This is a genomic window from Periweissella fabaria, assembly GCF_918814575.1.
GTDB lineage: Bacteria > Bacillota > Bacilli > Lactobacillales > Lactobacillaceae > Periweissella > Periweissella fabaria.
This window is the reverse complement of sequence record NZ_CAKKNS010000014.1, coordinates 1-10,522: the sequence shown is the minus strand read 5'-3', so window position 1 is coordinate 10,522 and position 10,522 is coordinate 1. Positions and strand designations below refer to the sequence as shown.

At 33.9% G+C, this 10,522-nt stretch carries 12 protein-coding genes; all 12 read left to right on the top strand.

Annotation, left to right across the window (positions count from 1 at the left end; genetic code table 11):
- Window positions 1–116: 116 nt before the first annotated feature.
- Window positions 117–1,271, top strand: a complete 1,155-nt coding sequence (locus LQZ75_RS09595) for a RepB family plasmid replication initiator protein (RefSeq protein ID WP_230097597.1) — start codon at window positions 117–119, stop codon at window positions 1,269–1,271.
- Window positions 1,264–1,800 carry a MarR family transcriptional regulator gene (locus LQZ75_RS09590; protein WP_230097596.1) on the top strand — a complete coding sequence of 179 codons (537 nt, stop codon included), beginning with the start codon at window positions 1,264–1,266 and terminating at the stop codon, window positions 1,798–1,800. Before LQZ75_RS09595 ends, LQZ75_RS09590 begins: the two co-directional genes overlap by 8 nt.
- The gene (locus LQZ75_RS09585) at window positions 1,788–2,369 is read left to right on the top strand and encodes a Pycsar system effector family protein (RefSeq protein ID WP_230097595.1); all 582 of its coding nucleotides are present in this window, start codon (window positions 1,788–1,790) and stop codon (window positions 2,367–2,369) included. The genes LQZ75_RS09590 and LQZ75_RS09585 overlap by 13 nt, the downstream gene beginning before the upstream one ends.
- Window positions 2,370–2,385: 16 nt before the next feature.
- Complete coding sequence (locus LQZ75_RS09580; RefSeq protein WP_230097594.1) at window positions 2,386–3,138, top strand: adenylate/guanylate cyclase domain-containing protein; 753 nt, start codon at window positions 2,386–2,388, stop codon at window positions 3,136–3,138.
- Window positions 3,139–3,309: 171 nt separating this feature from the next.
- On the top strand, window positions 3,310–3,726 hold the full coding sequence (arsC, locus tag LQZ75_RS09575; protein WP_230097593.1) for an arsenate reductase (thioredoxin): 417 nt from the start codon (window positions 3,310–3,312) through the stop codon (window positions 3,724–3,726).
- 259 nt (window positions 3,727–3,985) lie between these two features.
- Entirely contained in the window at window positions 3,986–4,426 is a 441-nt protein-coding gene (locus LQZ75_RS09570; RefSeq protein WP_230097592.1) for a MepB family protein, read from the top strand.
- Window positions 4,427–4,463: 37 nt separating this feature from the next.
- On the top strand, window positions 4,464–5,054 hold the full coding sequence (locus tag LQZ75_RS09565) for a site-specific integrase (RefSeq protein WP_230097591.1): 591 nt from the start codon (window positions 4,464–4,466) through the stop codon (window positions 5,052–5,054).
- Window positions 5,055–5,341: 287 nt separating this feature from the next.
- On the top strand, window positions 5,342–5,620 hold the full coding sequence (locus tag LQZ75_RS09560; RefSeq protein ID WP_168722828.1) for a type II toxin-antitoxin system RelB/DinJ family antitoxin: 279 nt from the start codon (window positions 5,342–5,344) through the stop codon (window positions 5,618–5,620).
- On the top strand, window positions 5,617–5,955 hold the full coding sequence (locus tag LQZ75_RS09555; RefSeq protein WP_230097590.1) for a type II toxin-antitoxin system PemK/MazF family toxin: 339 nt from the start codon (window positions 5,617–5,619) through the stop codon (window positions 5,953–5,955). Before LQZ75_RS09560 ends, LQZ75_RS09555 begins: the two co-directional genes overlap by 4 nt.
- A gap of 457 nt (window positions 5,956–6,412) precedes the next feature.
- Window positions 6,413–6,832 (top strand): MarR family winged helix-turn-helix transcriptional regulator, encoded by a 420-nt coding sequence (locus LQZ75_RS09550; protein ID WP_230097589.1) that lies wholly within the window; start codon window positions 6,413–6,415, stop codon window positions 6,830–6,832.
- A 150-nt stretch (window positions 6,833–6,982) separates the two neighbouring features.
- Window positions 6,983–8,374: an MFS transporter gene (locus LQZ75_RS09545; protein ID WP_230097588.1), complete on the top strand. Its 1,392-nt coding sequence runs from the start codon at window positions 6,983–6,985 to the stop codon at window positions 8,372–8,374.
- A gap of 421 nt (window positions 8,375–8,795) precedes the next feature.
- A complete protein-coding gene (gene mobV, locus LQZ75_RS09540; RefSeq protein ID WP_230097587.1) occupies window positions 8,796–10,031 on the top strand; it encodes a MobV family relaxase in 1,236 nt (411 codons plus the stop codon).
- Window positions 10,032–10,522: the final 491 nt, after the last annotated feature.

The following is a 10,522-nucleotide window of genomic DNA, read 5'->3' as shown; positions in this document are numbered from 1 at the left end:
AGAGAATTTTTTTCAATGAAACTCTCTGTATTTTGGTATAATAAAAGCATAAAGAAATTCCCGACTAAAAGTTTTTCTTTATGCTTATTACACAAAGCGCAGAGGAGCGTGTTTATATGTCTATTATATCAGAATCAAAGACAAGGCAGGTACAGACCTTGAATGAATTATCACAACGAAAAGTGGTTGAACATAATAGCTTAATTACGTCGATTGCAAAAATGGATAAGACACCACTCAAAATGTTTGAATTAGCTGTGTCTTTAATTGATACAGACAATCCTCCCAAAGATCAGACGGTTTATTTATCCAAGCGAGAGTTATTTGCTTTTTTTAATGTAGATGATAGTAACAAACATAGTCGGTTTAAAGAAGCGATTGAAAAAATGCAAAAACAGGCTTTTTTTCAGATTAAAATAGTACAAGATAAGGGATTTGATTTTGAAAGTATCGTTCCAATTCCTTATGTAAAGTGGTCAGATTATCATGATGAAGTGACTATTCAGTTTAGCGATAAGATTATGCCTTACTTAATTAATCTTAAAACTAATTTTACGCAACATGCGTTGTCCGATATATCAGAATTAAATAGCAAGTATTCAATTATATTGTACCGGTGGTTATCTATGAATTATAACCAATATGAGCATTACAAATTTAAAGGCGGACGTAGACAAGTGCAAGTTGAAAGTTACCGTAATCCAATCATCAGTATGCGAGAATTGCGAGAAATGACTGATACAGTGAATGAGTATAAAAATATGACGGATTTCACAAAGTGGATCTTAAAAAAATCAATATCAGAAATCAATGAACAGACAACTTTTAACGTGACTTATGACAAAGTAAAGAAAGGACGCAGTATTGATAGCATTGTCTTTCACATTACTAGAAAACAAGTCGCAGATGATATTAGTTACAAGCTAGATGATCCCGCGTATATTGACGGTAAGATAAGACAAGAAGAAAGTGAAAAAGATCTTGTGTATGAAGCTATGAAAAGTCCATACACAAAGTTGTTGATGGAACATTTCTTGTTGTCATACATTGATTTGACGGATACGGCTATGTTGTCAGGGTTACAGAAAAATGTTTATCCACTCTACGATGAATTAAAAGACATACGTGGCTTAAATGGTGTTAAAGAGCACCTAGCGTATGTCAATGATAGACAAGATAATTATTCAAAAAAGAACATTGCTAAGTATCTTAAAAAGTCGATTGAACAGTATCTACCAATCGTTAAAAGGCAGGATATAGATCATGAGTGACAATTTAAAAACGATTCGAGAACTTGCTGATGAATTGGGTGTTTCCAAGCAAAGAATTCATCAAATAATCGCCAACTTATCGCCAAGTAAAACGCCAAACAAGGAAGGCAATAGATATGTTTTGAACTCCCGAGACATTAATAATATAAAGTCTTTTATGGGTTTTGAAAATGTCAATTCATCAACAAGTGATTCGACAAACAGGATTGTCGATTATGATGTTTACTTAGATATGATAGCTTCAATAAAAGAAAAAGATGAACAGATAAAGAGTTTATTAGAAGTTCAAAAACAAACACTGAATATCTTAGACCAACAACAACGACTAGCCTTGCAAGATAAAAAGTTGTTAGAAGAATACAAGATAGAAAACGATAGTTTGAAAGCCCTCAAAATGCCCTCACAGGAAACAGAAACAAAGCAATTAGACAATCAACCTAAAGATGAAGTGAAAGCTCTTAAGGAGCAATTGGAAAATCTGCAAGAACAAAAAAATGATAGAAAATGGTGGAATTTATGGCGAAAATAGATGATTCAGTTAAAGGCGTTTATCAACTTCAGGAGCAAAAAGAAGATTTAATTGATAGGCTAGATAGAATATTAGAATGGATTAAAACTTGTGACACAAAAACCTCAATTCTATTAGCAGGTATGGGGATAGTTGGCACCCTTCTCACTTCAGAAAAATTCTTACAAAAAGAAACTGATATGTGGGAAGTTTTTTCTAGAAATATAGGTTGGTTAAAAATTATCTGTATCTCATTATTTATCATGTCTGTAGTGCTAATTATTGTGAGTATTTTCTTCTTTATTCTTGAACTTAATCCTCTCTTATATTCAAAGAAAATCGGCAATACCAAAATTGATTCGTTATATTTTTTCGGAACGATTTCTAAAAAAAGCAGAAGGACTTTCAAAAAACAATATTTTGAACAAACTCTGACAAATGATGTAGACGATTTATTAAATCAAGTCTATATGAATGCAAAAATCTGTAATTTGAAATATAAGAGCACCAAAAGAGGGATTGTTTGTTCAACTGTTGGAGGGATAGGACTAGTGATAGTTTTTTTTGTAGGTTGTCTAATATCGAAATAAGAAAGAGAGAATTATCATGACTTATGATTATAAAAAAGGAAAAGAAAGAGTAGAAGAGATACTTGATAATGAGATAACTATTCCAGACAGTAACATACCAACCGATGAAAAATTCACTTTTAAAAATGGTTATTATAGTTGGGTAACAGCAATTTTTGTTGATGTTAGAGATTCTTCAAAATTATTTTCCAAAAAAGGGTTGGAAAATAAAAAGAAAACAGCAAAGTTAATACGAGCATTTACTTCAGAGATTATCGAGATCTTACGAGAGACAGAAAATTTTAAAGAAATTGGTATTCGAGGAGATTGTGTTTATGCAATTTACAATACTCCGTATAAATCAGATATTCTAGATTGCGCCACTAAAACCATTTGTGTTAATACTTACTTGAAGATGTTAAATAAAGTGCTCCATGGACGTGGAGAAGAGGTATTTAAAGCTGGGATTGGTATGTCAACAGCACAAGAGTTAGTAATTAAAGCAGGTCGTTCCCATACAAATATAAATAGTAAAGTATGGATTGGTGAAGCAGTAACTCGAGCTTCTAATCTATCTAGCTTAGGAGAGAAGGAGTTTGATGATAGATTAGTTTTTTCAAAGGCTTCTTACACCAATTTCATTGAGGGCTTAAAAAAAGGAAATGCTGATACATCCAGTCAAAAAGTAGAAGGATGGTTTACCGAATTCAAAGATGAGGATGGAAATATTTGTTATCATGCAAATGTTATAAACAAAGAATTCAATCACTGGATAGAGTTTGAAATGTAATTAATACAGAAACTATTTCTTGCTAACTAGAACGGTTCTGTTTCAAAACTTCAAACATAAAGAAAGGGCTATATTTACATAGAAGACCTTGATACTTATACACCTGTGTTGATGGAAGAATTGCATTTAAGTTTATGGTGTTATACAAATTAAAATTATAGGTGATTTAGAATGAAAAAAATTTACTTTTTATGTACAGGAAATTCTTGTCGCAGTCAAATGGCTGAAGGATATGCAAAAAAAATCTTGCCGGAAAATGAGTTTCAAATCGAGAGTGCAGGGATTGAAACTCATGGGTTAAATCTAAATGCTGTTAAAGTTATGGCTGAAGATGGAGTAGATATTAGTAGCCACTACTCTAAATTAATTGATCTCAATTATTTGAACACTTCAGATTTAGTTATTACTTTATGTGGTGATGCCAAGGATAAATGTCCTATGCTTCCCCCTCAAACCAAGAGTTTACACTGGCCTTTATCTGACCCAGCGCAAGCCACAGGAACTGTAGAAGAACAACTACAAGAATTCCGTAAGGTTCGTGACGAAATTAAAAAATTAGTTACAAGTTTGAATAACTACGTTCATTAATAAAAAAATGCCATATAGTGCTGCAGTAAAACAGTCCAATTAATTTATTGACTTCTAAGGAAAATACCAGGGCTTTGGTTATGAGCTAGATATGTGACTAGGCACTTACTAAAATGCCCTTCCATTCAGGGGCTATAATTATATTATCGCCCCTATAAAACCGCGATAAAACAACCCCCGTTATCAAACCATTAGATAACGGGGGTTGTTTTTTTTAAAAATGATATAATAGACCTTAAAAACAAAGGATAAGATAACTATGAGATATGATTCTTTGGCGTTCCTTCAGAAACAAATAAACATTGATAACCCCTTTGCAGAACTCGCTAATCAAGAATATGAGGCCTTCATATTTACAAGTGACGGTAGGACTTATCAAAGTCGAAAAGCTAAAAAAACACCTTTAAAAAAAGGGTATTTTCTAGCTTTTTGGCAAAAAAATAGTACAAATACTAATGAACCTTTTGATGCAAATAATTCAGCCGATTATTTAATCGTATCTGTCCTAGATGAGGTGAAAATAGGGTATTTTGAGTTCACTAAAGCAGCATTGATTAAGCATAATATTCTGACTAACAATAATATTGTCGGGAAAATGGCTTTCCGTGTTTATCCAACGTGGGAATATGATCTCAACAAAACCGCTCTCAAAACGCAATCGTGGCAATCACATTATTTTACAGATTTATCCAATAACTAGTCAGTATTAATATTAATTTGAAAGGAATTCATCATACATGGTACAACAAATCGTACTCCCTATCAAAGACTCTAATGTACTCAAGATGGTGCAAGATACCTTATTGGATAGCTTTCGGGCTGGCCGCCGTAACTACACCATCTTCCAGGTTGGAAAAGCCACTCTACTCCGTGTGAGTGATGTGATGACATTAAAAAAATCGGATGTTTTTAATCCCGATGGAACCGTCAAGCAAACCGTCTTTATTCACGATAGAAAAACCGGGAAACCCAATACTCTATATTTAAAGCCTGTTCAACAAGATCTATTGGTGTATCACGGTTGGCTCGTTCAACAAAACATCAATTCAGACTGGTTATTCCCTTCTACCGCTCATCTAGATCGTCATATTACTGAAAAACAGTTTTATAAGATAATGGCGCGTGTAGGTGATCTGTTAGGTATTAATTATCTAGGTACCCATACCATGCGTAAAACGGGTGCTTATCGGGTTTATACGCAGTCTAATTACAACATTGGTTTAGTCATGCACTTATTGAATCATTCTAGTGAGGCCATGACTTTGACTTATCTTGGTTTAGATCAAGCGAGTCGGGAAACTATGTTAGATCAGATTGATTTTGGATAAACTTAGTAACTGTATTTATAGTTACTAAGTTTATCCTTTTGATTTAGAAGTTACGGCAAAAGACGTGTATATTAAACAGGATTTTACTAATAGAACGGCTAAAATCCTTGGTACAAGCTGACTACCGCAAATGGGACACAATCTATATAAGACTAACTTAGATACTAATAAAGATACAAGCATGCTTGATTTTTCATCAATCAATTTCTCTCAAACCGACATAAAAAAATACCATTTTACTACCTAAGGTAGTAAAATGGTATTATAAAATAAAAAAGGAGTTAGCTATGGCAACAACAATTAACGAAAAACGAATTCAAGTAAAAGTTGATGCAGATTTAAAAATGGATGTAGACCGTGTTCTAGATGCATTAGGACTTAGTCAAACAACACTTATCACCGCGCTTTATAAACGTGTTGCTGCCTCCGGTGGTGTGCCATTTGATTTACAAATGACAGAACGTGAACGTTTAACGGATCGTTTACTAACAGCTACAAGTCAGCTACCGGTACTGGATCTAACAACTGATGATAAATCTCTGGAAGCGTGGTTTGACGAAGCATGACAGAGCTAAAACCAAATGATGTGATCGTTGCTTTTGTGACGTTTGTCGAAGGAACTGGTGGTAAAAGTCGCCCGGTTTTAGTACGATCTGCTGATGAGATATCTATATCTGGACTAGGTCTAACATCACAATATGCTAACAAATCTCAGCATATCAAAAAACAATACTATGAAATCAAAGATTGGCAGGCGGCAGGATTAAAAAAGCCAACTTGGGTAGACATTGTGCGTGTTGTTAACTTACCTAAGAACCGTATTAAAGTATCTGCTATTGGCAAACTAACCGATCGTGATATTGCAGGATTGGCTAGCTTCGTTGAGAATTACGTTAAGTAACCTGTAATCTATCATAATAAAAAATACTATTATAGAGGTGTATATCAAAACAATGATAGAAAAAAATAAAGGTAGAAATGAAATTAATGTTATTTTGCTGCGAGTATGTGTTGGTGCGGCTTTAGGATTAATAGCTGGCCTTATTGTTAAATATTTAATAAATTAAATGAATAATATATAATTTTAAACGGACTGTACTAAGGTCCGTTTTTTTAGCATTTATCATAATAGTCATTCAAAATTTTAGTTCTGGAATATTAATGGAGATATGTCTAATTTATTTACTGTTGATCATTAAGGGGGAATAGATTGGAATAAGACGATGGAAACCGTAATATAATTGAGGGATTCAGATAACGTTTTTTTATTATCTGTTAGTATACGATCACCATCTAATATAAACTATAGATATATAGTGCTATTATGAATAAAATCAATAGAAAAGGTACTACTGAACATGAGACTACAAGAAACTGGACGAAAAATAAGTCATTTATATCAGTTATTTATGCAGGATTATGCTGGCTTTGCAGAAAATATATCTGTCAATGTATCTGATTACAATATTTTTTTATCAATACAAGAAAACCCAGGTTGTACTCAACAGTTTTTGGCCGATAAACGGCGTGTACAGCGCAGCTTGTTGACGCGCATTATTAAAAAGTACGTTAAATTGGGGCTAATCGAACGTAGAAGTAGTGAGCGAAATAAAAGTGCTTACGCACTATACTTAACAAAAAGTGGCGAAGAAACAACGCAACAAATTAGAAATAAAATTCTTTATCTTAATCAGAAAATAGCTAGTAATTGCTCTATTGAGCAATATAATCAACTCAATGAGGCATTAGATACCCTAATTAGTAATTGGGACAGATAGGCATAATAATTTGTAAAAAAGGAGACATTATAGTGTCTCCTTTTTTTACAAATAGTGTTTACACAGTAAACGCTATTTGTTATAATGTTACTCATAGGCACCAGTAATATTATGTAATTGTTTACAATAAAATGATCCGGGAAATGATGAATGAAAAATAATGAGAAATTGATTGCTCTGTTAATGGGCTTAAGCTTATTTATGGAAATGTTAGATAGTACGATTGTGACAACAGCCTTACCACAAATTAAAGATAGTTTGCACATTAATTCTGCTAATGGTTCTTTAATTATTAGTATATACATGATGGCTATGGCTGTATTCATACCTTTAAGTGGTTGGCTTGCTAAAAGGTATGGTAATAAAACAATTTGGCTTTTGGCTATAATTATGTTCATAGTTAGTTCAGTCGGTAGTGGTAGTGCATCAAGTTTAACATTCATGCTAATTTTCAGATTACTACAAGGCTTTTCAGGTGCATTACTAGTTCCGATATCAAGATTGATTGTGCTAGAAAGTACTCCACCTCAAAACCTTCTTAAAATGATTAGCTATGTGATTTGGCCAGCATTAATAGCGCCTGCTATTGCACCATTTATTGGTGGAGTGATTTCTACTTACTGGTCATGGCGTTTGATTTTTATTCTTAATATCCCAATTGGTATATTTTTATTTATTATTGGTAGTAAAATTATAAAACATGATGGAGCATATACAGATAAAACCATTTCTTTTGATTGGATTGGGTTTACTTTAATTAGTTTAGCTTGTACTTCATTATTAATCGCTTTGGACATTATTTCCTCTAAAAAAGTTTTTGACACATTGGCAATATTCTTGTTAATTATTTTTATATTTAGTACCTTTGCTACTGTCAAACATCTTATTAAGACAACTTCACCACTATTTAGTGTACGAGCTTTCCAATTTAATTCATATAAGGTGAGTCAGTTTGGTGGAAACATCATGTGGTTAACTGTCGGTGCTATTCCATATCTAAGTACTATATTTTTCCAAAACGCATTACACTGGTCTGCAATTAAAGCAGGTTCTGTTGTGCTATTCATTTTTGTTGGAAATATTGCTATAAAACCATTTGCAAACCAAATCATACAAAGAATAGGTTTCAAAAAACCTATTCTGATTTCTTTGTTTCTGATATTTATAACAACTCTGCTTATTGGTACAGTGACCAATCAAACAACCGAATTTTATAGCATTATCATCCTAACACTTTCAGGAATTGGTAGATCTTTAGCTCTAACGGCATATAATGGTATGAATTTAGTAGATATTCCTTATAATGAACGAAATAGCGCTAATACATTGGCAACAATGAATCAAAATTTATCGCAAGGGATTGGTATTGCACTGGTAACTATTTCTATTTCAGTTTTGAATCAATATCAACCGGATTTAAATGTGTATCGCCTAACCTTTGATTTATTAGGAATAATTCTTATTGTTCCATTACTAGAAATGATAATACAGCCAACAGATATTGGCATACCGAAAGAGTCTAATTCAAACGCACGAAATTAAAATACCATCCTCTAATATCAATAATCCGGAAAAAATTTTCGAACATGTAAAAGATTATTCTTCAAAAATTTTGTAAACTGACCTGATTTATATTTAATTTCAGGTCAGTTTTTTGCGTTTAAGCTGACATCAGCTTGCCCCACGCGGGTAGCGTTCTGCATGACATGCTCTCACTGAAGGTGATCATGCAATGATACATTGCCCCGTCACGGCGTGACCCGCCGGAGGTTTTTCTAGCCGGATAATAGGCGCCGAAAAATAGCAGTTCACCCAGAAGGAAGGGGGAACGCTACTGTCATCGCTTGTCGATGACGCTCCTCGCAGAGCCTGTCCAAAATATCATTTTGGTATAACAGGCTATACCAGATTTTTAACGGTGTTATACTGGTCCTGGAAAACCTTTTTCGAGGAGGCATTTTTGATGGCGCATTTAAAGAAAAATACGCGTGGCGCAGTACCCGGTTTAGCGGTCCATTTTGAACGTAAAACCGACCATCACACTAACAAAGAAATTGATGTATCGAAATCCTATCTGAATCAAGATCTCATGGCAGATGGTTCAGATATGCTTTCACGTTTCAATGAGCGTTTAAATGACGTTTATTGCATGAAAAGAGACGATGTGAAGGCGTTAGCGACGTGGATAGTCACTTTACCTGAAGAACTCACAGAAGCCCCCTACGAGCAACAGAGGGCCTTTTTTGAAGCAACCACTAATTTTCTGAATGACCGTTATAGCCAAGAAAATGCCGTGGCCGCGGTGGTGCATTATGACGAGACAACTCCTCACTTACACTATGCTTTTGTTCCGGTGGTTTTTGATGTTAAAAAGTCACGTTATAAAGTATCAGCTAAAGAAGTTCTAACGCGACATGATCTACAAACATTTCATGAGGATTTAGATCAGAATTTAAAAAAAGTGCTGCCTTTTTATGAACAAGGGATTTTAAATAACAAAACCTTACCGTTTGAGAATGTCGCTGAAATCAAAAAATACAATGATCAGTTTAATGCCTTAAAAACGGAACTAGCCGATATTGAAGACAACATTCGTGCGAAACAGGCCGTACTTAAAATCACGGATCAAGCCTTAACGGAGGTAGACTTAGCCGAAAAACAAATTGATGCCTTTAAACAAGACTTATCTAAAAACCTCTTTGGTAAGACGGTGCTTAAACCTGATGACTTAAATCGCTTTAAAAGTGTGTTAGCCACGATGAAGAAAGCCACCTTGCAAAGCCAGCATGAGACGGAAGAACTCAAGCAAACGTTAGGACAAGTAAAAGCGCAATTAGCTGACATCCAAGCTGATTATCAAAACCTAAAAGAAACGCATCAATCGCTACAGAAGCGGCAACGAGAACAGCAACAGCTGGATTATGCTATGCGTGACATGCTTAAAAATGATTATGGTGTCGACAAGATAGCCCATACTGATGCGGAGGCCCGGTATGTTCTTTATAAGCTGGATCATGAAGAACTCACTCAAAATAAAAAAGTAGCCCAGACCTGGTTAAAAACACTGACGACAGCTAGAGCAAATCCAGATACGAAAATAGCGCCAACTAGATTAGATCGCGGTATTGAACAAGTTAAAGCATTAATTAATCGAATCATTAAATTAACGTATGATCTTTTTAAAGGACCCAGTCTCTAACGTTAAACTGGCTTATTTGACCGTCTAAGCGATTTTAGACATGAAACGTATAAATAATAATTAGTTAAGTTAAAATAGTTCTATCGGCTTATTAAGGGGCAATAATATTAGATAATAAGGGATATATCACTGAAAATTGTTCAAAAAGAACCCCATCGTACGTCAATTTTGTACGTAGGGGTTCTTTTTGTTTTGTTTTTTTATGGGTTTAATGAAAAGGCGCAGCCTATTATAAGTTTATCTTTTATATTTTAATCTTTTGTTCTTTTGCGTGGTTAGAAAGTTAGTATTTACAAGGGATTAAAAGCCAATACCAAGAGAAAAAACTATGTATATAGAGAGAAAAAACTATGTATATAGAGAGAAAAAACTATGTATACAGAGAATTTTTTTCAATGAAACTCTCTGTATTTTGGTATAATAAAAGCATAAAGAAATTCCCGACTAAAAGTTTTTCTTTATGCTTATTACACAAAGCGCAGAGGAGCGTG

Bases quoted from the DNA above. Each gene is read 5' to 3' on its own strand.
- LQZ75_RS09565 (WP_230097591.1), top strand. From the start codon at position 4,464: ATGGTACAACAAATCGTACTCCCTATCAAAGACTCTAATGTACTCAAG.
- LQZ75_RS09555 (WP_230097590.1), top strand. From the start codon at position 5,617: ATGACAGAGCTAAAACCAAATGATGTGATCGTTGCTTTTGTGACGTTT.
- LQZ75_RS09585 (WP_230097595.1), top strand. From the start codon at position 1,788: ATGGCGAAAATAGATGATTCAGTTAAAGGCGTTTATCAACTTCAGGAG.
- LQZ75_RS09550 (WP_230097589.1), top strand. From the start codon at position 6,413: ATGAGACTACAAGAAACTGGACGAAAAATAAGTCATTTATATCAGTTA.
- LQZ75_RS09560 (WP_168722828.1), top strand. From the start codon at position 5,342: ATGGCAACAACAATTAACGAAAAACGAATTCAAGTAAAAGTTGATGCA.
- LQZ75_RS09545 (WP_230097588.1), top strand. From the start codon at position 6,983: ATGAAAAATAATGAGAAATTGATTGCTCTGTTAATGGGCTTAAGCTTA.
- mobV (WP_230097587.1), top strand. From the start codon at position 8,796: ATGGCGCATTTAAAGAAAAATACGCGTGGCGCAGTACCCGGTTTAGCG.
- LQZ75_RS09580 (WP_230097594.1), top strand. From the start codon at position 2,386: ATGACTTATGATTATAAAAAAGGAAAAGAAAGAGTAGAAGAGATACTT.
- arsC (WP_230097593.1), top strand. From the start codon at position 3,310: ATGAAAAAAATTTACTTTTTATGTACAGGAAATTCTTGTCGCAGTCAA.
- LQZ75_RS09595 (WP_230097597.1), top strand. From the start codon at position 117: ATGTCTATTATATCAGAATCAAAGACAAGGCAGGTACAGACCTTGAAT.
- LQZ75_RS09570 (WP_230097592.1), top strand. From the start codon at position 3,986: ATGAGATATGATTCTTTGGCGTTCCTTCAGAAACAAATAAACATTGAT.
- LQZ75_RS09590 (WP_230097596.1), top strand. From the start codon at position 1,264: ATGAGTGACAATTTAAAAACGATTCGAGAACTTGCTGATGAATTGGGT.